This window comes from Sphingobacterium endophyticum, assembly GCF_009733535.1.
GTDB classification, from domain to species: Bacteria; Bacteroidota; Bacteroidia; order Sphingobacteriales; family Sphingobacteriaceae; genus Sphingobacterium; species Sphingobacterium endophyticum.
Map to the genome: position 1 here is coordinate 108,866 of NZ_SMMI01000009.1, position 22,805 is coordinate 131,670.

At 32.7% G+C, this 22,805-nt stretch carries 21 protein-coding genes; 11 read left to right on the top strand and 10 right to left on the bottom strand.

The window, feature by feature from the left end; all coding sequences use genetic code 11:
* The first annotated feature begins 2 nt into the window (after positions 1-2).
* Genes E0Y80_RS12655 through E0Y80_RS12670 form a run of 4 tightly spaced genes read left to right on the top strand, consistent with a single transcriptional unit; the run spans position 3 to position 5,772 of the window.
* Entirely contained in the window at positions 3-1,628 is a 1,626-nt protein-coding gene (locus E0Y80_RS12655) for a peptidase domain-containing ABC transporter (RefSeq protein WP_156308041.1), read from the top strand.
* 26 nt (positions 1,629-1,654) lie between these two features.
* On the top strand, positions 1,655-2,569 hold the full coding sequence (locus tag E0Y80_RS12660) for a phosphoenolpyruvate carboxykinase (ATP) (RefSeq protein ID WP_156308042.1): 915 nt from the start codon (positions 1,655-1,657) through the stop codon (positions 2,567-2,569).
* The gene (locus tag E0Y80_RS12665; protein WP_156308043.1) at positions 2,562-3,362 is read left to right on the top strand and encodes a polysaccharide biosynthesis/export family protein; all 801 of its coding nucleotides are present in this window, start codon (positions 2,562-2,564) and stop codon (positions 3,360-3,362) included. The genes E0Y80_RS12660 and E0Y80_RS12665 overlap by 8 nt, the downstream gene beginning before the upstream one ends.
* 7 nt (positions 3,363-3,369) lie before the next feature.
* Positions 3,370-5,772 carry a GumC family protein gene (locus tag E0Y80_RS12670; protein ID WP_156308044.1) on the top strand — a complete coding sequence of 801 codons (2,403 nt, stop codon included), beginning with the start codon at positions 3,370-3,372 and terminating at the stop codon, positions 5,770-5,772.
* A 50-nt stretch (positions 5,773-5,822) separates the two neighbouring features.
* Here the strand turns inward: E0Y80_RS12670 and E0Y80_RS12675 are convergent, their stop codons facing one another.
* From E0Y80_RS12675 to E0Y80_RS12685, 3 genes are read right to left on the bottom strand one after another with little or no spacing between them, the layout of a single operon-like run.
* The gene (locus E0Y80_RS12675; protein WP_156308045.1) at positions 5,823-6,413 is read right to left on the bottom strand and encodes a hypothetical protein; all 591 of its coding nucleotides are present in this window, start codon (positions 6,411-6,413) and stop codon (positions 5,823-5,825) included.
* On the bottom strand, positions 6,403-6,873 hold the full coding sequence (locus tag E0Y80_RS12680) for an RNA polymerase sigma factor (protein WP_156308046.1): 471 nt from the start codon (positions 6,871-6,873) through the stop codon (positions 6,403-6,405). The genes E0Y80_RS12675 and E0Y80_RS12680 overlap by 11 nt, the downstream gene beginning before the upstream one ends.
* Positions 6,873-7,718: an alpha/beta fold hydrolase gene (locus E0Y80_RS12685; RefSeq protein WP_156308047.1), complete on the bottom strand. Its 846-nt coding sequence runs from the start codon at positions 7,716-7,718 to the stop codon at positions 6,873-6,875. The genes E0Y80_RS12680 and E0Y80_RS12685 overlap by 1 nt, the downstream gene beginning before the upstream one ends.
* A gap of 227 nt (positions 7,719-7,945) precedes the next feature.
* Between E0Y80_RS12685 and E0Y80_RS12690 the strand changes: the two genes are divergently transcribed.
* Both E0Y80_RS12690 and E0Y80_RS12695 read left to right on the top strand, forming a co-directional pair.
* On the top strand, positions 7,946-8,824 hold the full coding sequence (locus E0Y80_RS12690) for a ChbG/HpnK family deacetylase (RefSeq protein WP_156308048.1): 879 nt from the start codon (positions 7,946-7,948) through the stop codon (positions 8,822-8,824).
* Positions 8,825-9,241: 417 nt separating this feature from the next.
* The gene (locus tag E0Y80_RS12695) at positions 9,242-9,778 is read left to right on the top strand and encodes a hypothetical protein (protein ID WP_156308049.1); all 537 of its coding nucleotides are present in this window, start codon (positions 9,242-9,244) and stop codon (positions 9,776-9,778) included.
* On the opposite strand, the gene E0Y80_RS12700 is transcribed toward E0Y80_RS12695, so the two are convergent.
* The 7 genes from E0Y80_RS12700 to E0Y80_RS12730 form a co-directional block, all read right to left on the bottom strand.
* Complete coding sequence (locus tag E0Y80_RS12700; protein ID WP_197091586.1) at positions 9,775-10,473, bottom strand: hypothetical protein; 699 nt, start codon at positions 10,471-10,473, stop codon at positions 9,775-9,777. The two genes, E0Y80_RS12695 and E0Y80_RS12700, sit on opposite strands and share 4 nt — an antisense overlap.
* A gap of 161 nt (positions 10,474-10,634) precedes the next feature.
* Entirely contained in the window at positions 10,635-11,201 is a 567-nt protein-coding gene (locus E0Y80_RS12705) for a hypothetical protein (RefSeq protein ID WP_197091587.1), read from the bottom strand.
* Between the two features lie 405 nt (positions 11,202-11,606).
* Positions 11,607-12,236: a hypothetical protein gene (locus tag E0Y80_RS12710; RefSeq protein ID WP_156308052.1), complete on the bottom strand. Its 630-nt coding sequence runs from the start codon at positions 12,234-12,236 to the stop codon at positions 11,607-11,609.
* 114 nt (positions 12,237-12,350) lie between these two features.
* Positions 12,351-13,625 carry a TolC family protein gene (locus E0Y80_RS12715; RefSeq protein WP_156308053.1) on the bottom strand — a complete coding sequence of 425 codons (1,275 nt, stop codon included), beginning with the start codon at positions 13,623-13,625 and terminating at the stop codon, positions 12,351-12,353.
* A gap of 1 nt (position 13,626) precedes the next feature.
* Positions 13,627-14,640 (bottom strand): ABC transporter permease, encoded by a 1,014-nt coding sequence (locus E0Y80_RS12720; RefSeq protein ID WP_231596044.1) that lies wholly within the window; start codon positions 14,638-14,640, stop codon positions 13,627-13,629.
* 121 nt (positions 14,641-14,761) lie between these two features.
* Positions 14,762-15,715: an HlyD family secretion protein gene (locus tag E0Y80_RS12725; RefSeq protein ID WP_197091589.1), complete on the bottom strand. Its 954-nt coding sequence runs from the start codon at positions 15,713-15,715 to the stop codon at positions 14,762-14,764.
* A complete protein-coding gene (locus E0Y80_RS12730) occupies positions 15,696-16,397 on the bottom strand; it encodes an ABC transporter ATP-binding protein (protein WP_156308056.1) in 702 nt (233 codons plus the stop codon). The genes E0Y80_RS12725 and E0Y80_RS12730 overlap by 20 nt, the downstream gene beginning before the upstream one ends.
* 163 nt (positions 16,398-16,560) lie before the next feature.
* Between E0Y80_RS12730 and E0Y80_RS12735 the strand changes: the two genes are divergently transcribed.
* From E0Y80_RS12735 to E0Y80_RS12755, 5 genes are all read left to right on the top strand, one after another.
* On the top strand, positions 16,561-18,585 hold the full coding sequence (locus E0Y80_RS12735; RefSeq protein ID WP_156308057.1) for a beta-L-arabinofuranosidase domain-containing protein: 2,025 nt from the start codon (positions 16,561-16,563) through the stop codon (positions 18,583-18,585).
* Positions 18,586-18,603: 18 nt separating this feature from the next.
* The gene (locus E0Y80_RS12740; protein ID WP_156308058.1) at positions 18,604-19,719 is read left to right on the top strand and encodes an acyltransferase family protein; all 1,116 of its coding nucleotides are present in this window, start codon (positions 18,604-18,606) and stop codon (positions 19,717-19,719) included.
* Positions 19,720-19,812: 93 nt separating this feature from the next.
* Positions 19,813-20,676, top strand: coding sequence for an AraC family transcriptional regulator (locus E0Y80_RS12745; RefSeq protein ID WP_156308059.1), 864 nt, complete (start codon positions 19,813-19,815; stop codon positions 20,674-20,676).
* Between the two features lie 105 nt (positions 20,677-20,781).
* On the top strand, positions 20,782-22,119 hold the full coding sequence (locus tag E0Y80_RS12750) for an amidohydrolase (protein WP_156308060.1): 1,338 nt from the start codon (positions 20,782-20,784) through the stop codon (positions 22,117-22,119).
* Between the two features lie 2 nt (positions 22,120-22,121).
* Complete coding sequence (locus E0Y80_RS12755) at positions 22,122-22,796, top strand: ankyrin repeat domain-containing protein (protein ID WP_156308061.1); 675 nt, start codon at positions 22,122-22,124, stop codon at positions 22,794-22,796.
* Positions 22,797-22,805: the final 9 nt, after the last annotated feature.

Here is a 22,805-nt window from a genome sequence, read left to right on the forward strand (position 1 = left end):
CATTGCTTTCAGGTATTACATATCAACTGAAATGGGCTTGGGAACAAGCTAAGGACTATAAAAAAGAATTAATATTCTTTTTTGTCCTTGAACTGATTGCAATTGCGTGTTCTTTGTTTTTTGTGATTTGGTCTAAACATGCGATAGACTATGCTATTGGAGGAGAAAAGGAATCTGTTGATAAGGCATTAATATTAACAGTTTTATTTATCGTACTTGGTTTGGTTGTCAAGGCTTGGGGGTCATGGATTAATGAGAAGACAAGAGCAAAAATGCTTATTGGACTTCAGAATAATTTAATTAAGATTCAAATGCTTTCGAAGTGGAAAGTAATCAAGAATTGGCATACTGGTGATATGCAGATTAGAATAAATAATGATGCAAATGAAATTGTGCAGATGATTGGCAACACTTTCATTACCTTTTTGATTACAATTATCAAGTTGGTTGCATCTTTTGCTTTACTATGGTCAATGGACCCTATGTTAGCATTATTAATCTTAGCAATATCGCCACTGTTTATATTTACTAAAATCTATTTTAAGAGATTGAGGTCAATCAATCGTTCCTTAAAGGCAGCGGAGTCTAATTTAGGTAAAGTCGTTCAAGAAAATTTGAGATTTAGAATGGCATTAAGGGCATTAGGATTGCAGAATTTTAGGTGGAAAAAGGTTGAGGAAAGCCAGTCAAATATTTACAATTTAAAAATGGAATTGTTGAATTTTTCAACGATTTCACAAAGTTCTTTGAAGTTTCTAATTAATGTAGGGTTTCTATTAACCTTTATTTGGGGGGTATATAAGCTTAAGTCTGGGGAGATTACTTTCGGTATGATGACTGCATTCCTACAGTTGGTGGGAAGAATTCAAGGTCCATTGTTATTATTGATGAGTTTTGTTCCAGTCTTCATTAAGTTTAGAACCGCTGTAGAGCGTGTGGAAGAAGTTTTTAAGACAGAGGTTGAGCCTGAGTATCAGCCTGAGTTTATAAAAGATCCAAAGGAACTGGTCATCAAGAACCTAAGCTTTAAATACGAAGATAATAGTGTTATTGATGGTTTTAACCTTCGAGTTAAAGCAGGAGAACCGACAGCAATCATAGGGTCAAGTGGAAAGGGTAAAACTACATTGATTAGGCTATTGTTATCATTAATTCAACCTAATAAAGGTGAGATTTATGTTGTTAATGATTCAAAGACTATAGCAATAAATCATAATCACAGAGTAAATATAGCTTATGTACCTCAGGGAGATAAGTTGTTTTCTGGGACTATTCGAGAGAATATCTTAACAGATACAGAAAATGTAAGTCCTGAGAAACTATATGAAGTGCTGTATCAGAGTTGTTCTGAATTTGTTTATGATTTACCTCAGGGATTGGACACGATAATTGGGGAGTCAGGATATGGATTATCAGAGGGACAGGCTCAACGTGTAGCGCTTGCAAGAGCATTAATGAAAGAAAACAGCATTTGGCTTTTTGATGAGGTTACCTCAGCATTAGACCAAAAAACTGCAGAGAAATTAATTGATAGATTGATGTTTGCTGCAAAAGATAAGATCGTAATTTTTGTTACTCACGATCTTAGATTGGCAGAAAAATGTACTCAATCTGTATATATGCAGTAGAATTAACTATTAAGAGCACAATTTAAATGAAAACAGCAGACTACTTGGTAGCTGATAATCTGATTAGGTTGTCATTTGAAGATTCAATTGATGTTAAAAGTAGTTTACCATCATTTAAGGATTTTGAAATTGACTATAACCCCGAAGTTGAAGCGGTATTGAATATTGATCTGACTCTAAAGTCTTCAAATATTGACCTTTCTGATGCGAAATTATTAAGTGATGTTTCAATAGTGTGGGGAGATCGATTTAAGTTTGAAGAGGTTGCTGATTATTACGTTACTTCTGTTGAAAATTCAGAATCTAAAGAAACTGAACTTTGGAGAATGATCAGTGATAAGACTTTTAAAAATTCAAAGATTCATATAAAAGCAACAGAACTATATGATTCTAATATATTGAGTTGGATGATTATGGTTGCCTTTGGGCAACGAGTTCTTTCAAATAATACGGCATTGATCCATTCATCTGTTGTAGAGAATGATGATTATGCGGTATCCTTTTTAGGTAAGAGCGGGACTGGTAAAAGTACACATAGTCGATTATGGATCGGGAATAATCCAGGTTTTAAATTGTTGAATGACGATAATCCCGCAGTTAGAGTTGTAGATCAGGAAGTTTATATATATGGGACACCATGGAGTGGAAAAACTGCATGCTATATTAATAAAAAATTGAAATTAATGTCTATAGTGAGGTTGGCACAAGCAAAAGAGAATAAAATGGAATGGAAGGGGAAAGGGGTTGATTCTTTAGTAGCGCTATTGCCAAGTTTCACAGCTATAAGATGGAATTCAACAATATTTTCTTCGATGCTAAGCGTTTTAGAAAACATAATAGAAAGAATCCATGTTGGACAATTAAATTGTCTCCCTGATGCGGCGGCAGCAGAACTATGTTTAAATGAAATTAAAAAAGTAAATAAACTTGAATATGAATAGATTAATTATCAGCCTAATTGCATTAACTATGTTAACACTAAGTTCATGCGTAGTTTCTAAAAAGGTGACTTACCTTGAGAATATGGTCGTGGATTCTTTGTATAAAATGCAAGAAATTCCTTCGATAAGAGTTCAGAAATATGATAGATTGAGTATCATCATTAGTTCAAAGACTCCAGAGTTGGCAGCGCCATTTAATCCAGATGGGGGGATTTATAATGTGGGTGATAAGGGTGAAATAACTACTTCAACAACTGGTGCCACAACAGAAAAAGGGTACTTAGTAGATAGAAATGGAAATATTGATTTTCCAGTATTAGGTCTAATTCCTGCTGATGGAAAAACCGTTGAGGAGTTGAAAAAATACATCTATGATCGATTGATAAATGAAAATCTGATTAATTCTCCTTTAGTAAGAATTGAGTTATTGAATTTAAAGATTATGATGATGGGTGAGGTTGGTGCAAAAGGTATTTTGAATGTTCAAGATGGTCAAATTTCCTTATTAGAGGCAATTACAAGAAGTGGTGGTCTAACGACTAATGCACTTAGTCAAGAAATTACTGTAATAAGGGAAGAAAATGGCTTTAGAAGAATGTATACAAGTAATATTGAAGATGTGAATTTCTTTGATTCCCCAACATACTATTTAAAACAAAATGATATTGTCTATGTAAAGCCTAAATCTGCGGTTCCTACACCAAGAGAAGACTTAACATGGAGATATATTGGTTTTGGTACAGCAATATTAACATTAGGTGTCAGTCTTCTTGCATTATTTAATAATAAATAAATAATTAATGGTTAATCATTCATCAAACAAAACTTTTCAAGGAAAAGCAAAACAAGACCAATCTCTTTTAGTATTGGATATCTTAAGGTACCTTATATCTAATTGGAAATGGTTTTTATTATCGGTATTGCTGTTTGGAGGTTATTATTATTATCAATATAGCAAGACTCCTTTCTTGTATAAGAAGGATCAAACTATCATGGTAAAAACAGCCTCGAACACAATGAGTGCTTCCAGGATTACAAGACCTAATAACTTTTACAACTTTGTAAACGTGAATAGTGAGATCTTACAGTTAAGGTCTCAAGAGTTGATGCGTAACACGATCAACCTACTCAATGCAGATGTAAGTTACCAAAGAAAAGACGGTCTTAGAATGGTAGAGTTGTATAAGACTTCTCCATTTATTGTTAGATTTTCAAATGTGTCTCCGAATGATGGATTTTCCTTCAATTTAAAATATAAAGGAAATAATCAAGTCGAGCTTTCCAACTTTTCCAAAGGTGATCCTGAACAAACGGTAGTTGTAAAACTAAATTCAGAGGCTAAAACTCCAATTGGTAACTTGTTTATATCTCCGAACAGCGACAAAAAATTTCGTGTAAATCTTTCAGAAGATATCCAAATTACTAAGAGTCCTATCGAATCAATGGTAGGATACTTCTTAGGTAATTTGAAGATTATTCAAATGGAAGATGTTGAAATTCTTCAAATGACTATGGAAGATACTTCTCCTTTGAGGGCGGAGGACATGGTAACCAAGCTGATTGAAGTGTACAATCAAATGACAATTGAAGATAAAAAGACTGTTGCAAATAATACGGCAGACTTTATCAATGACAGGTTGGTAATTATAGAAAAAGAATTAAGCAGCGTTGAGTCAAGTTTAGAGGGGATGAAAACCCAAAATCAAGGGTTGGATGTAAAAACTGCAGGTGAACAATACTGGACTGAATCTAGAACCTATCAGAGCTCAAGTAAAGAGATTGAGACTCAAATGAAGTTGGTTGAAATCATGCGCCAAAGATTGAATGATCCAAGTAGAGCTGATGATTTAATTCCAAGTAATACAGGTTTAGTTGATGGAAGTATTGAGGACATAATTTCTGAATATAACGGGTTATTATTGAAGCGTAATAGGTTGATGAGTGGAAATAGTTCTGAAAACCCTATTGTTCAAGACATGAACAATGCTTTAACTCAAGTACGTCAGAATATTGCCCGCGCAATTGATAATGTTATTTCAGGATACAGAATTCGAATGAATAACATGCGTGATGAGGAGAATGCTGCTATTGGTAAAGCTAGAAGCCTTCCTTCGAAACAAAGAATCATGCTTTCTGCGGAAAGACAACAAAAGGTAATTGAAGAGCTATATATCTTCCTATTGAATAAGCGCGAAGAGAATGCTATCAATAGAGCAATGACAGATGACAATATTAGGGTTATTGACTCTGCATCTGGTTCTGATATGCCATTCTATCCAAGTAAATTCAAGAAAGTTGCTTTAGGTGTTGCAATTGGTATCGCTGTTCCTGCAGCAATCTTGCTATTGATGTTGTTGTTGAATACAAAAATCAGAAATCGTAAGGATATCGAAGATGCTATTAACGTGCCTTTTGTTGGTGAGATTCCATTCTCTACTGAAATGAAGAGTGCAAAAAGTGAAATTGTTATTAAGGAGCAGGGAGTTGACGAAGTTACAGAGGCATTTAGAATCTTCAGAACTAATTTAAGTTTCATGTCTTCTGGTGATAAAAAGCAGAAGGTTATTACCTTCACTTCCTTCAATGTTGGTGCCGGTAAAACATTCTCTGTGATCAACTTAGGGGTGAGTATGACTTTCCTTAAGAAGAAGGTTGTTCTTGTGGATCTTGACTTAAGGAAAGGAACCTTAAGTAATATCACTAAGTTTCCGATGCCAATTGGTATTACTCATTATTTGTCAGATGCTGCGGTTACAGTGGATGAAATTATTTACAAAGATAGGGTAGATGCAGAAATAGATATTATTCCTATCGGTGTAATTGCACCTAATCCAGTTGAGCTTTTATTAAGTGAGCGTTTAGACCATTTAATTGCTGAATTGAAAGAGCGTTACGATTATATTATTGTTGATAATGTTCCATTAGGTATTGTGGCTGATGCTGATATCGTAAACAGAATTACAGATGTTACTGTATTTGTTGTACGTGCTGGTAAAATGGATAGAAGACAGCTTCCTGATATTCAAAAAATCTATGATGCAGGTGCCTTAACTAACATGTCGATCCTCTTGAATGGGGTGAAATTTGGTAAAACACCTTATGGTAGTTATGGCTATGGATATGGTGGTTATGGATATGGATATGGTTACGGCTACGGTCAAAATAAAAAGAAAGGATTTTTTAGTCGTTTATTCGGCAAATAATCAAATAATAGTATAAAAAATCCCTGAAGAATTTCTCTTCAGGGATTTTTTTATTTGTTACTTTCTATAATATTTTCAATGGAATTAATATACTGCATGAGTTTGAGATTTTGCTTCTTGGCCATCTTAGGCTTTAAATAAAACCATACAAAAGCAATCCATGCTAATGTTAATCCATAAACTATTATTCCATATATCATACTCATTCTTGAAGCAAATTCATACATGTATATGATCAATCCTAATGTTAAAAGGATAAAATAAATGTTCATAAAATTAGATTGTATAGCATGTTGTTTCTTTTGTATTTCTAATAGAACATTTAGGTAGGATTGATTATCTAAACTTTTGTCTAAATCTTGAAAAACATTATAGAACTGATTGAATTTAATCAGTGATATAGCTATCGCCACAATTATTAGGGAAATACCTAGGTTGGGAAGGATAGTTTCAGAATCATACAATATCCATATCGAAATCAAAACTATGCAAGTCAATGCCAAACTAATATTTGCAATCCATCTTTTTACAACGCTTTCTTTTTTATAAGCTTTAATTCTCTTCATTAAATCTTGGAAATCTGGAGAAATTGACGTTTGTTTTTTCCATATTCCAGAAAGGTTGATTTCGTTATTTTCCATGATTCTTAAATTTTAATGTTAGTTTTTCTTTGATTCTATGAATTTTAACTCTGATGTTACTATCCGATAACCCTACGATTTTCGATATCTCATTTTGTTTAATTTCTTCCAGCTCAAGTGAGATAATAATTCTGTCCAATTCTGGTAATTCCGATATAAATTGATACAATAATTTAATTTCATCATCCATATCAGGGGGTTCAGGAAGATCCATATTATCGATTTCAATTGCTTTATCTACTTTATCCCTTTTTTTAATCTGACTTAAACATGTATTCGTGGCTATCCTATATATCCAAGTTCCAATGCTTGATTCATTTCTAAATGTAGAAAGCTTCTCCCATACAGTTATAAAGGTTTCTTGTGTAAGATCTTTCGCCTGATCCGGATCATTCACATAACCCATGCATAGGCGATAGATCTTATCCCAGTGACTCACATATATTTTATCAAATTCCATTATTTTAGGAAATTTTGGATTTTTTCAAAATACCAATCTTTTGCATCAAGCATGATAAAATGTAGGCTGTTATCAGCATATTCAATATCTGCATTTTTTAAGTTTGCATATTGCTGTTCAATTGCTGGTTTTATTTGGGTAAATTGACTGTTTAATAAAACCAAAGATGGGCAATTTATTGTTTTAACAGACTCACGTAAATCAACATTTGTAAAATCACAGAACATTTTAGCGAATGTTGGACGGTCGGATTTTAAAGACCAATCAAGGAGTAGTTTTTGATCATTTGGATCAGTCACTAAAGTTGCCATAGTTTGTTTTTGCATTGCTGTAAATTGTTCTTCTGTAATTGTATTAAACTGTTGCACCATTGTAGAACAATCTAAGTTTGGATTTGATTTAAAGTTAGGATCGGATAAAGCGGCAAGACAAGGTAGAGCATCTACGACGATAATCTTTGCAATAAGTTTAGGCTCATTTGAAGCAATATCCATAGCCATAACCCCACCCATACTATGTCCAATTAGGATTGGATTCTCAATTTTTTGCTCTTTGATATAATTGATTATTTGATTCCTCCAATCATTAAATGTTGGATCAGATTGAGCTGGAACACCAGCAAATCCCGGCATTGTTAATATATAGGAAGTATATTTATCTCCTAATTTTTCTACAGTTTCTTTCCATACATCGCCAGAGGATGCAAACCCTGGAATGAAAATTATATTTTCTTTACCATTTCCATTTTTTTCAACTTTAAATAGAACTTCCGCTGATTGGGAAAAAGCAATTGAAAAGGATGCGATGATTGCAACTAATGTTAGTGTGATGTTTTTTAAGTTCATAATAATTCCTTTTGTTTCCCTTTAGATATAATCTTGGATAAAATGTTACAGATTATTTTAAATAAATAAATTGTTTGATGTTATTAGATCTTAAAGACTTGTAAATCAATTGCTAAAAATTGTCGATTTGATTTTATTTTACGATTAAGAACGATATAGGTTGGAATAATAAAATATAATTCACTTACATTGATTAAATTTAATAGTTAAACCTAGCCTACATTTCTATGATTAGTTATTCCAGCATTTTAAAAACGTATTTTTTCATTTGTTTAGCAATTATCAATTCTTCAGCATATTCACAGAATTCAATTCAACTTATTGTTAGGTCTGATGATATAGGTTCCTTCAGTTCGACAAATCAAGCAATCATTGAAACATTTAAGCATGGAATTACTACCTCTACAGAACTCATGATTAATTGTCCATGGGCCCCAGAAGCAGTTAAATTATTAAAAGAGAATCCGACTTTAGACGTAGGAGTGCATCTCATGATAACCAGTGAATGGGAAAATTGTAAATGGAGGCCGTTGACCCCAGCTAGAAGTCTAGTAGATGAATATGGCTATTTTTATTCTTTCATATATCCCAATAAAGATGTTCCTGGAGCCTCGATTCAAGAGCATGATTGGGAAATTGATGATATCGAAATGGAATTTAGAGCTCAAATTGAACTCGCTAAAAAAATGTTGCCCCGTATATCACATATTTCAACACATATGGGTTGTGGTAATTGGAATCCTGAGGTACATAAAATGCTAGTCAGACTTTCAAAAGAATATAACCTTCCATTGGAAGAAGAATATAACCTAGAAGCATTTCCAAAATTAGGCATTTCTAAGGATGCTAGTTTAAATGATAAAATTTCCACTTTTATTAATAGCCTTGAACAATTGCAACATGGAAAATCCTATTTATTCATTGAACATCCTGGTTTGAATGTGAGTGAAATGGAAAATGTTGGTCATGAGGGCTACAGGAACGTTAAAATGGATAGGAGTGATGTCTCGAAAATTCTAACATCCCAAAAAGTTATAGATAAAGTAAAGTTATTGGGGATTGAGCTAATAGATTTTCAAACGCTAAATAAGAAACTAAATAAATGAGTTGGGAGAATAAATAAATAAAATATAAAAGGAAAGCATTGCAATAACCGATAACCATATCCATGAAAGATATTTAATTAATAGCGTGTCTTTGGTAACAATCCAATTAGTAAATATTACCGCACTAAAAATAATCAGAATTGATCCAGTAAAAACAATATGAAGCATATTAAGGAATTAAATATTATTATTTTTTTATCCTAAAGAATATTTTTTATCTCCCCTGGTTCAAAAGTAAAGTTATTTAAAATATTCTTATTAAGATAATATGTTTCAAATGTAAATATTTTGTTTATTGTTTTATTATCGTAAATCCAAATATAATCATTAAATTTTCATTATTGTTAATTTAAATTAATGTAAAGGAATTTTGTATATTTGCAAGCACCTTTTTTAAGTTGTACATATAGCTATAATATGAAAATTCTTAAATCATTTAACCTCCATCTTTTTGATAAGTTATTCCTATCTGCTATAATACTGAATGTTTTCAGTTATTTTCTGTTTGAGAAGACGCTAATTAACTTAACAATTATCCTAGGTATTTTTATTTTCGGAGTATTGGTTTTTATACCATTTAGAAAATTGAAGAAATTTAAAGAGTTAGGATTAATAGAATCTATGTTTTACTTTTCCATCATCATTGGAACATATTTAACCTTTTCGTTCTTAGGAATTAATTATTTGTTATCATCAGAACAGGTTGATATTTCAAATTATAGGGTTAAATGTAAAGTAAATAAAGTTTTTACTTTAAATGAACAAACTGATAAGACAACTGTAGTAAAAGCTGAATTTAATGATGGATTTTATAAAAGGATAAATTTATCTAAAGAATTCAGACATCAAATTAAACATCCGGATTCTATAGAAATTCATTTATCAACTGGATTTTTTGGTTATCCTATAATTAAAAGGATTGGATCTAATAAAACGACAAAAATTCAATCTTAAAAACTGTTTTCAAAGGTAGTACCATCTAAATTATTTCCGAAAATTTGAATAACACTCCCATAGTTGTTTGCTGTTATTGGTGCATTCAAATAATCGACAATAGCCTTAAAAGGATTTTCACTATCTAATTTTAAAGGATAATCTTGAAATATATTGTATGAAATTGTTGAGGTCTCAAAAATTATTTTTTCATTTTCCGTTAAAGTTTCTCCAGCGATTAGTTTGTTAATTACAGGAGTCATTTTGGATTCATCAAAATCAGATTGAATAATAACTAATGCTTTTCTTCCCCAATTAATACCCCATATATAAAAAAGATCTTCATTTTTTAGTTTTTTAATCTCCTCTTGATAATCTTGAAGTTCTTGAGAAGAAACATCCAGAAAAAGATCAAAAAGGGGAACTTCAAAACTTACAGCCATTATATTTCTATTACCCACGTTTTCTGCATCAATATTCAACCATTTTGATAAATCCATCGTTTCACCGAAATAGTTATTAATTGATTGTATATTGGATGTTTTAGCTACGGACCCCACAGCTGCCCCAGTTCCTGTAACAGGAAGGCCATATTTCTTTATCTGCTCTTTAATTATTTTACTCATATTTTCCAGAGAGGGATTATATGCTGGAAACTCATATTTAGTATTAGATGCAAGGAGGTCAAGTTTTATATTAGATTTAAAATCAATCAATTCATGTTTTTCTGTATTGATGGATTTTTTACTTAATACTGCCCCCAGATACATCTTATTAGGTGATTTACTGAAAAACTTTGTGGATGTGTTTTTGGTCTGAGAATGGATTGTAGAAACAAAAAATAAACTACATAATATCAAGGGAAAATAAAATTTCATTATTTCTTTTTTATTAGGTTAAAAATATAATTTCTGGACATCCAAATTAATTCTGAATTATTCTTAGCATCTGAGTCAAGCATAGTTTTTTTATCCATAAAACCGTAAACTTGACCGAGTGTAAGGTTACTTCTTTCCTCATTTAAAATTGTTTTTTTATAGAAGCTGATATTGATCGTTATTACAGAATCTTTAGGGTCTCTTTTCGCCCAATTTTTCCATTGATTATTTTTTTGATCGAATATTTGAAGAAAATCATTCTCCCATTTAATCTTAAATGATTGTTTGGGCATTTTATGGCTAAATACAGATAGAGAATCTTCTTTGATATATAAAGAGTCTGGTTTAATATACGTTAATCGATTCCCAAAATGTTTGACAACATCATTTTCTTGTAAATCTTTAACCTTTATTCCTTTTAAGTATTCAGAAAATTCAATATTAAAATCCTTTGATATCTTGTAAGAGAATTCCTTTTGTTCTATTTCTGGTTCTGGGTCAGGCTTGGGATTTACAGGTGTTGGTTTTATATCGTCCTTTTCCTTTGGGCCACATGATTGAACCATGAAAATGGTGAAAAGAAATATTAGGCATTGAAATATAAATAAGTGATTTGAATTTGGTTTTTTCATACTATTACTTATATATGAAGGATAATTATGTGATTTATATTGTAAATATAAAAAAATTATCGAGGTTATTATGTTAACTTAATTTTAAGTTATTAAAAAAAACTCCTAAGGCGGGGAGCCTAAGGAGTTTTAACTAACCAATTATTAACCTAAATTATGAAATTTGATTAGTTTATTTCAATGTCCGTGCCGAAAATAGAATTTTGATTTCCTTTAACGAATTTTAACATTTTATTATTGTAATTCAATATTTTATGATTAAATCAAACAAAATTTCCTGGTTAAAAACTTTCCGATCATATTAAATAAAGAAGAAAGGATAAAATGGCAGGTTTCTACCTACTCTAATCCTGTAATTGTTTCTCCCTTTATAAAGTCTGGGTCCTCGATAATTTTATTGCACGGCTCATACATTCTTTCTGGATTTTCCATTTCTGATGGATTTTTTTCGCTACTAAAAGCAATTTTATATCCAATTTGATCCATTGTTGTATATAAAACACAATCAGACAATTCTAAATCATAAGAATTATATACCATAATTTTTTTATTTACTGATCGGCTTTCTATCCATACATCGATCCTTTTGGAGGTAAGCCAACCTGTCACTTTGGCATTGTATTTTTGGTTAATTGGATATTCTAAATAATTTACTAAGTAGCAATATGTACTAAAATCTATTTCATAGGGAAAAACCAATAAGCAAGTCGTGGGATCTAATCGGATAATTTTTATGATAACATTAAAGTTCTCTTTATTGTATTGTTCGCAAAAATCCATACATGCAGATTTTACTTCATTGTAAATTGGCCCCTCTATTAAAATGATCTTATCATTTCGGATAATCTCAAAATCATTTTCTGAAAATTGAAGCTTTGCAATGTTATTAGAAGAATTTCCTTTAAACAAAGTTTGAGCGAGCACAACAATGACAATAGCGACAATAATAATGGTTATAATCGTACTCATGGTTAATAAATTAATACTGGTTAGTTTCGTCTGTAGATGTGGCTACAAAATATAACTAAATGTAGCTATTTATTTGCATTTAGAAAATAAATTGGAGAATAAATAAGATATAACTTACTCTAAGATAGTATTTAACAAGTCAAACTCTGCTTGCCAAACATCTTGTTGAGCTTTCAAATAATCGCTATTTACTTTATTGAATTCACTTAACAATATTCTTCCTGATTGGTAAACATCAAGTTTTTCTTTTTTCTGACGTTCTGCAAGGATGAAGATTTTGCTTAACCCTTCCAGTTTCTGCTTAGCAAAATTAATCTTACTTAATTTTTGTTTATTATCGATTTCATCATTAATCTTAATCTCTTCAAGCTGAGCAGCATATATCTTTTCATTTATTAAGGACTTTTTAACGGATGAAGAATTGGTAAAATAAGCTGATATCGGAATCTTTAATCCAATATTTGCATAACTGTACCCATACCAATTACTTTTATCTAAAAGGTTTAATTCATTATTGAAAAATTGAGAACCAAAATAGGCATTAAAAGTGAAGGAGGGAAGAACCTGTCTTTTAATTCCTCTTAATTGAATATTTGATAATCTTTGGTCCAATTCAATTAGTTCATAGTCAAATTTGTTGAACTCCTGATTTTCAGCAGAATTAATAATTTCATCCATATCACTACTTAAGAAATTTACATCCTCATTATAGTAATACCTATTTAGTTCTAAATTTGCTTCTTGTAATATCGAAAATGATTCATAAAGCCTAATTCTTTTTCTTTCCAATTCTTGCTGGGAAAGAATTAATTCCTCCGAACTTCCACGACCTGCACTATACCGATCCAGATTAACTTGATTAATTTCTGAATATAAAATGCTATCCTCAAGAGCTACCTGATATTGCTTTGTTGCTAACACAATTGATGCATATGCTAAAGTGGCATTCAATTTCCAATTGTCAATCTCTTTTAACTCTTCAATTTTAGCTTTTTCAAAGGCAAGGACATCCTCCTCTTTTTGAGATTTAGCGTTCGGATTAAAAAGATTCCATTCGAGTTGTAGCCCTGCCTTTGAGTTCCATTTTGTTGAGAATTTTAAGGGTAGGATGGCTCCTTCAGCAGCATTTGGGTCGAATGCAATAGCGGGAACTGGTGTAATAGGTATAATTAAATTTCTCTGTAAATTCGCATCTCCATAGATAATTGGAATACGCTCTGATTTACGGATATTTAACTGCTCTATCTGAGCATCCACATTAAGTCTTTTTTGTTGGATTGAGCTTGATTTATCTTTTTGCTTCCATAATTCTTCTATACTCAAAGATTGAGCTGTTGAACTCTGGGAACAGAGAATTAATAATAGTATGCAGCTGATAAATTCCTTCATATTAAAAAACAGATGCGGGTTCTAACTTAGATATTTTACGGACTGCGAATAGAGAACCACCAATTGATATTATCATTGTAACCAATAGTAAAAACAATGCAAATGGAAGAGAAACATTAATATTCAATCCGCTTTGAGCAACACCGAATTTAAAACCATAAATCATGAACATTGCAATTATATAACCAATACTAGCATATAAAAAAGCTTGAGCGACAATTAGTCGGTTTACAAATCTATTTTTAGCTCCAATGGCTTTTAAGGTTCCATAATCCTTTATTCGATCCAGGGCTGAGGAGTATAGTGTAAGACCAATGATGAAAAAGCCTGATATCATGGCAAAAACGACCAGTGTTCCAAAGCTCATACCCATATTTGACGAAATTAAAATTTCTTTAACTGTGGAACTCCTTAATTTTTTAGCATCCCAAGCCTTCAGTTGTGAAAAATTATGATTAATGACCTGCATAATTTGTTCTTTATTTTGGTTGGGTTTTAATCTTGCAATGATAAGGCTGACTTTGTCATTTGGAATATTTCCAAAATATCTGGCATTCTCCAAACTTGTGTACATATAACTTGCTCCAAATGCTTGAGCATTTTTCGTAATTACGCTAACTTTTGCACTTTTTCCGTTAATTTCAATAGGCTTGTTTAGATATAAAGAGGTTTCCCAAGTTCTTTCATTAAAATATTCTGCACTCACTGAAATGGGTTGAAGTAAATTTTGAATGCTTCCGCTATCAATCCGACTCTGAATCGGCCCCATAATAAACTCGGGAGCTGCTGCTCCAACAAGGGTTACAGCAGCGGTTTTACCATCAAGAAATGTGGCTTGTGCATTTGATAATACGACTGGTACTGCTCGCTCAATCCCAGACAAACTCGCTATCTCTTGAACTGATCGTTGGTCTATACTGTTAATTGAATTGATGTTTTTACTCTGTGACTCTATAATCCAAAGGTCATTGTCATGAATATCCGCATTATTAACCAAATTCCCCATCAATCCCATCAAAAAGAATAATAGGCTCAGTTGCTGGCCAATCAGAAATACACTTATTACTATTGCAGTAACAATCCCAAAGCTTTTTGCTCGATCAAATTTTATGAATTTCCAAGCTAACCCCAACATATTATTTTATTTTGATCCTACACTCAACTTTAGCGTTGATTAATAAATTAGAAGAATTGTCAGGTTCAATTTTTATCCTTCGAACACGGCGGTCTTCTGCTTCATTTGCTGTTTCAAATAATATAGATTTATTTACCAATGTCGGACTAACATAAATGATTTTTCCTTTTGAAATAACTGCTGTTTTTCCAACCATATTCATTTCTACAATTTGACCAACTTGAACACTATCTGCAAATAATTCATCAACTTCTGCTTCAATAAGATAATGGTGATTTTCAACCATGGTTCCTAAATTATCGTTGCTTATTACTGATTGCCCTACTTCAGCATTCAATTCAGAAATAATTCCATTCTTAACCGCGACAACCTTTAAGTCATTCAGGGTTTGCTGAGATTTTTCAATTTGAATTCGTTGCTCTTTCTCTATAAATCTGTTAGATTGTATTTGTTTATTTATACTATTTATTTTCTCTTGCTGTTGTTTGTAATTAGATAGATCTGATTCGACATTCTCTCTAGTTTCTGCATTTTTACTATAAAGATTCTTTGAGGTTTCATATTTTGACTTGAGTTCAGCCAATAAAATTTTTTCCTTTTCCAGGTCTTGCCGATTTACCTGATTATTTGCTTTTAGGCTTTCTAATTCCGCTCTCGCTTGTTCTACATCCAAACTTGCAATACTTTGTTTGAGTTTAAGAAGCGTTTGACCTTTCTCTACTTGGTCACCTTCTTTAACTAAAATTTCTTCAATTAAACCATTGCTAGGACTGCTAATCTGAATCCATCCTTCTGCTGGTGCTACTTTGCCGATTGCTACTACTTCTTGAACCTTTAAGGCCGTGTCTGAAGTCGATTTATCCTGATTTTGTTTCTCTTTATTGGTACAGCCCAAAAAACAGAATGACGCCAGTAATAGTAAGCTAATGGAGATATTATTTATAATCTTCTTCATTCTGAATGGTATTTGAAACTTTTCCTTCTTCAACATATATAATCTCATCCGCAAATTTTCTTAATCTTAAATCATGGGTAACGATGATAACCGCTTTTCCATCATTTGCCAATTGCTTTAATTCATCCATAATAACTGCAGCGCTTTTAGCATCCAAGGAAGCTGTAGGTTCATCACAAAGTATCATTTTCGGATTTGTTACTAATGCTCTGGCAATTGCGACTCTTTGTTTTTGTCCTCCACTTAATTTTTTTGGTAAATTATTCAATCGATCTGACATACTAACGGCTTCAAGTGCTGAGGCAGATTTTTCTTTAGCTTCTTTATGTGGTATGGTTTGCAACAATAAAGGTTGCATAACATTTTCCAAGGCAGTTAATGGCTCCAATAAATTAAATTGCTGAAACACAAAACCTATTTCATGAAGTCTTATTTCAGCTAATTTGTTTTCGGAAAGTTTTGTTACTTCTTGATCTTTATAAAAAACTTTTCCATGGGTTGGATAGATAATGCAGCCTATAATTGATAATAAAGTGGTTTTTCCGGATCCTGAAGGTCCCATGATTAAGGTTAGCTTATTAGTTTCAAAACTTATCGAAGTTTTTTCCAATGCTGTGATACTGGTATCACCGGTTTTATAAATTTTATCGACATCTTCCAAGCGGACAATTTCTTCAGGCATGCTTTTCAAGCTTAAGCTTTAAAGTTAACCAAGAAAATGCCCAATGACAAACCCTACATGCCATTTTCTTGATTTTTTATACCTAAAGCTTAATCAAAAAATCTTATCTTGACTCTTCGTAGGAAAATATCTAACCATTTCTCTACAACAAAAACCTAATTCCATGAATAAACGTTTCCTAAGTTCGTTAATCTGTATGCTGTTGAGCCTTACTTCATCGTCATTATTTGCTCAACCATACATTCAAAATAAAGCTCCATTACAACAAAAACCATTTATGGAACTTCCCTTGGGAGCAATCAAGCCCAAAGGATGGCTAAAAGAGATGCTCCTAAGCCAAAAAAATGGTGCTACCGGTCAATTAGATAAATTATATCCATTGGTTATGGGGGAGAGAAACGGATGGTTAGGTGGAGATGGTGATCAATGGGAGCGAGGGCCATATTGGGTTGATGGACTATTACCATTGGCTTACCTTTTAGATGATAAAGCTTTACAACAAAAAGCACAACAATGGGTGGAATGGGCTATTCAAAGTCAGTCTGAAGACGGATATTTTGGGCCAGCAATAGACTATGATCATGAACCAGGAATTCAAAGAAATAACTCCCATGATTGGTGGCCAAAAATGGTTATGCTTAAAATCCTACAACAATATTATGCAGCAACTCAGGATCAAAGAGTCGTCAATCTATTTTCCAAGTACTTTCATTATCAATTAAAAACTTTAGAAGAAAAACCACTTGGTCATTGGACCTTTTGGGCTGAATATCGATCTGCTGATAATCTACAGGCGGTTTATTGGCTTTATAATATCACAGATGATCCTAAATTATTAGAGCTTGCGGAGATCCTTCATGCTCAAGGATTTGATTTTACCCAAAAGTTTTTACAACGCGATATGTTAGCAACACATCGTAGTATTCATTGTGTGAATTTGGCGCAAGGCCTTAAGGAACCTGTAATTTATTTCCAACAAAGCAAGGACCCAAAATATTTAGCTGCAGTAAAACAAGGCTTATCAGACATTAAGTTATTCAATGGGCAAGCTCAAGGAATGTATGGTGGTGATGAAGGTCTTCACGGTAACAATCCTACTCAAGGATCAGAATTATGTTCAGCTGTTGAACTCATGTTTTCTTTAGAGAAAATGATAGAAATAACAGGAGATGTAGGATTTGCTGAGCATTTAGAAAAGGTAGCTTTTAATGCCCTGCCTACGCAAATCTCTGATGACTTTATGCGGAGGCAATATTTCCAACAAGCAAATCAGGTTCAGATAACAAGGCAGATGTATAATTTTGATGTAAACCACCAAGGAACAGATGTTGTTTTTGGATTATTGACAGGCTATCCTTGCTGTACCTCAAACATGCACCAGGGCTGGCCAAAATTTACTCAGAATCTCTACTATGCAACAGCAAATAAAGGGGTGGGATCAATGGTTTATGCTCCTTCTTCCGTAGATGTAAAAGTAGGTGAACGAGGACAAATGGTTCATATAGAACAGGAAACCTTCTATCCATTTGAACATACCATTAATTTAAAAATAAGCCACAAAGAAAAAGCAATTGATTTTCCTTATCAAGTAAGAATCCCTTCATGGACGATAAATCCTACAATTCGTGTGAACGGAGAAAAATTAACATTAGATGCCAAACCTGGAAAGGTCCTTGAAATCAAAAGAAACTGGAAGAATAATGATGTCCTAACTCTAGAATTTCCAATGGAATTTAATTATGAAACTTATCATGAAGGTTCCCGTTCAATTGAGAGAGGACCCTTGGTATATGCATTAGATATTCCAGGAGAAGAAAAGGAGGTCTTTTTAGAAGATAAAGAAAAAATTGCTTATGGTGATTCATTCATTGAAGTTAGACCTACTGCAGATTGGAATTACGGACTGCCACTTTTTAATAAAAAAGAAATGTCTGATATGTTTCAAATCAAAGAAAATCAAAATACAAGTCGATTAAATCCCTGGAATAGAGAAAATACACCTTTGGAAATAACAGTTAAGGCTAAACAACTACCTTTTTGGAAGTTATATAATGGAATGGCTGGACCTATGCCATCTGCTGATATGTACGGCCTTAATATGAATGAATTGAAAGAAGTTGAGATTCGTCTTATCCCTTATGGATGTACAACGCTAAGAATAGCTCAATTTCCTATGCTTCGAAAATAATCCCATCAAACAATAGTCATGAAAATAAACCCTTCACAACGCCTTGAATCGTTAGATATTCTTAGAGGATTAGATTTGTTCTTATTAGTATTTCTTCAACCCATATTAATGTCTATTGGTCAAATTTGGGATAACCAAGCCTACCATGCTTTGCTCAACCAATTTGAACATGAAGCTTGGGAAGGATTTAGACTGTGGGATTTAATCATGCCTCTTTTCTTGTTTATGACAGGTATAACAATACCTTTTTCATTAGATAAGAAAATTGGAAATGACTCTCCGGAGGTATATCGTCATATTGTGAGAAGATTTTTAATTCTTTGGATTATAGGAATGGTCGTTCAAGGAAATTTACTTGCATTTGATTGGCATGTTTTTAGATTGTATTCAAATACACTCCAAGCAATTGCTACCGGTTATTTAATCATCTCAATTGCCTATTTACACTTAGATTTTAAAAAGTTAATCGGCCTTGGTTTAACTTTACTGATCATTTATTCAATCCCAATGTCAACCTGGGGTGGCTATGAACCAAATTATAATTTCGCTATCTATTTGGACAAGATGTTCCTTCAGAATTTTATGGATGGAGTTAGCTGGCAAGGTGATGAATGGGTGTTTTCAGAAAATTATCAGTATACATGGATATGGAGTTCTTTAACGTTTGCAGTAACAGTTTTAATGGGCTGTCTGACAGGAAAAGTTATTAAAGACGGGAAAGATAAAGATCCGAATGGAACTACCATCAAACTAATTATAGCAGCTGTACTATGTATTGTAGTCAGTTTGATATGGCAATTTCAACAACCTATCATTAAAAAATTGTGGACAGGCAGTATGACATTATTCTCCGGTGGAATCTGTATGCTGTTAATGGCCATTTTCTATTATATTATTGATGTTAAACATGTTGCAAAACCCTTCAGATGGTTAAAAGTTTATGGAATGAACTCTATAGTGGCCTATGGTCTTGCAGAGGTTATTAATTTTAAAAGCGTCGTCCATTCATTTACTTTTGGTATAGAGGAACATTTTCCTGAATTAGAGCATTTAATACTTACTGTTGGTAATTATTCTATCGTATTGGGAATATTAATCTTAATGTATAAAAAAAGTGTTTTTGTGAAAATTTAATACATCCAACATAACCGCTTGAAAATTTGCTTTTACCAATGTAGGAAATAATGATAATTCGAACGGATAATCTTATTTTTGATAATAATCAAGATGTCAAAGCAACAGGATGAACATAAGGCAATACCGGTTTTAAACCTTCAGGGTTTTCGAGAAGGGCAGTATGCAGGTAAAGAAGAGTTGTTGTTTAATGAGATTATTGGTGAAAAGCTAATTGAAAAACCGCATAAACATGATTTTTTCATAATTATTCTATTCGATCAAGCTTCTGGAATTCATAATATTGACTCTGTGGATTATCCGATCGGGAATCGGGAAGTTCATGTTTTGTTCCCGGATCAAATGCATAAATGGCAGATCAATAAAGGTACTATTGGTTATCAGTTAATGATTGAAAAACACTTCTTGGAGCAATTTGCACCCGCATTTCGATTTTCATTTACCAACTATCAAAATCATCCTATTATCCCTTTGATGGATGATGCTTTCAAGCAACTATTATATGAGTTTAACGCAATTCGATCAGAGTTATTGGAGAGCAACCCAATAACACAACTAATATCTGCTCGTGCAGCTGTAATTGCTGCGATAGTGAGCAAACAAGCCGAATCTCATATTGAAGAGTTCAAAGTCTACCAAACTAACCCCAAACTCGCAAAATTTAATTGGTTAATTGATAAATTCTACAAGGAGGAGAAGGGCATCAACTTCTATGCTGAGAAATTAAACATTACTTCCAACTACCTGAATATTCTTTGTAAACAGAACCTCAAAATATCAGCAAGTAAGTTAATACATCAACGTATCGTTATTGAAGCTAAGAGATTACTTCAATCTACTGATAAAAGCATTAAAGAAATAGCCTTTGACCTTGGATTTTCTGACCATGCTTATTTCTCAAATTTCTTTAAATATCAAACAGAATTGACTCCAAGCCAATTTCGTGATCAGTTATAAAATTTACAAGGATTTGAATTAATATCCCAATAGTAATCCAAATTTTGCTCATTAAATTTGTCCTATGCATAAATAGGTTAATTCATGAACCACAATTACATCACTATGAATATATCAAGAAAGGATTTTTTGAAAAACACAGCTTTAGGTATTGCTGGAGTAGCATTGGCTCCATCAGCAAGTATCGCGGTTACTCATACAAATAAAGGAATGGAAGACGCTATAGATTATAAAAAGAATTCGAACTTGTTGAAACTCAAAAATGTAAGGTTAGAAACTGGATTTGAATTTCTTGACAACGAAGTTCAATCGACTAAAACTGATCTTTTTACCATTGAAATAGAAAATGGAAAAATAAAAAGTATCAAGCCAAATTCAACAGATGCTGATGCTATTGACGCGAAAGGGTATTTAATGTTGCCATCCTTTAAAGACATGCATATACATTTGGACAAGACTTATTTTGGTGATAAATGGCAGGCAGTTAAAAGAAGGACGGGGGGCGTTAAGGGCATGATTGCTTTAGAACAGGAAGTAATGCCTGAATTGTTAAAAAATTCAACTTTTAAGGCTGAAAAACTCATAGAACTTCTACAATCTCATGGCTCTGGATTTGCAAGAAGTCATGTAAATATCGAACCTACCTCCAAGTTGAAATCCTTAACCAACCTTCAAAAGGCTCTGGAAAACAAAAAAAATGGATTCAATGCTGAATTGGTAGCATTTCCTCAGCATGGTGTTTATTATACAGACTCTGTTCCTTACCTAAAAGAGGCTGCAACAATGGATATTGACTTTATTGGTGGTTTAGATCCTTTCAGTATTGATGGAGCAATTGAAAAAACAATTGATTTTACCGTTCAATTGGCATTGGATAATAATAAAGGTATTGATATTCATTTACATGAATCAGGTGATTCTGGCGTTAAAACAATTGAATATCTTATTGATAAAGTAAATGAAAACCCTACTTTAAAAGGTAAGACTTATTTAAGTCATTGTTTTGCTCTTGGAAAAGTAGAAAAAGCAAAGCAAGAAGAGTTGGCAGAAAAATTAGCGGCTTCGAAAGTGGGAATTATTTCCACTGTACCATTTGGAGGATTAATTATGCCAATCCCTACATTGATGAATAAAGGAGTAGAAGTATTGGTAGGAAATGATAGTATCATCGATCATTGGAATACTTTCGGTTCGGGAAGTGTTCTCCAAAAAGCTAATCTTGCTGCTCAACTTTACGGTTATTCAACAGAATTGGCCTTATCGAGAATGTTGAAACTTGCTACCGCAGGTATAGTTCCATTGGATGAAAAAGGAACACAGCAATGGCCGAAAATAGGAGATGAGGCAAATGTGGTTTTTCTAGATGCCAGTTGTTCTGCAGAAGCTGTATCTAGGATTTCAGATGTAAAATCATTAATAGTGAATGGAAACGTAGTTTATTAGTTATGAAAACATTAGCAATAGCAATTATTATGATTTGTTCTTTTTCGGCATGTCATTCTTCTTCCTCGGATGCGCCTGAAATAGAACAGAATGATCAGACAGATGTAGTGAAATTAGTAGAGAAAAGGAATTTAAAAGCGGTTGAAGATGCATTGAAAGCTGGCATTAATGTTAATTCTGCAGATGCATCAAATAGAAACTTACTACTAATCGCAACGAATAATAGAGATTTTGAAATGGTTAAATTATTGCTGAAGTATAAAGCTGATGTTAATCAACAGGCAGATAATTTAGATAGTCCATTTCTATATGCTGGAGCAACTGGACAAACAGAAATGGTCAAGCTCTTTTTAGCAAACGGTGCTAGATTCGACCTGTTTAACCGTTATAATGGTTCAGCTTTAATCCCTGCATGCGAAAGAGGGCATGTTGAAACCGTTCGTTTGTTAGCAAATACTAAAGGTTATCCCATTAACCATATAAATAAGTTAGGATGGACAGCCTTAATGGAAGCAATTGTTCTAGGAGACGGTACAAAAAAATATCAAGAGATAGTTCAAATCCTCAAAGATGCCGGTTCAAAAATGGATATTCCTGATAAAGATAGAATAACACCATTACAACACGCTAAAAATAGAGGATTTATTGAAATCGCGAAGATTATTGAGGCAACCTAAAGCAATAGA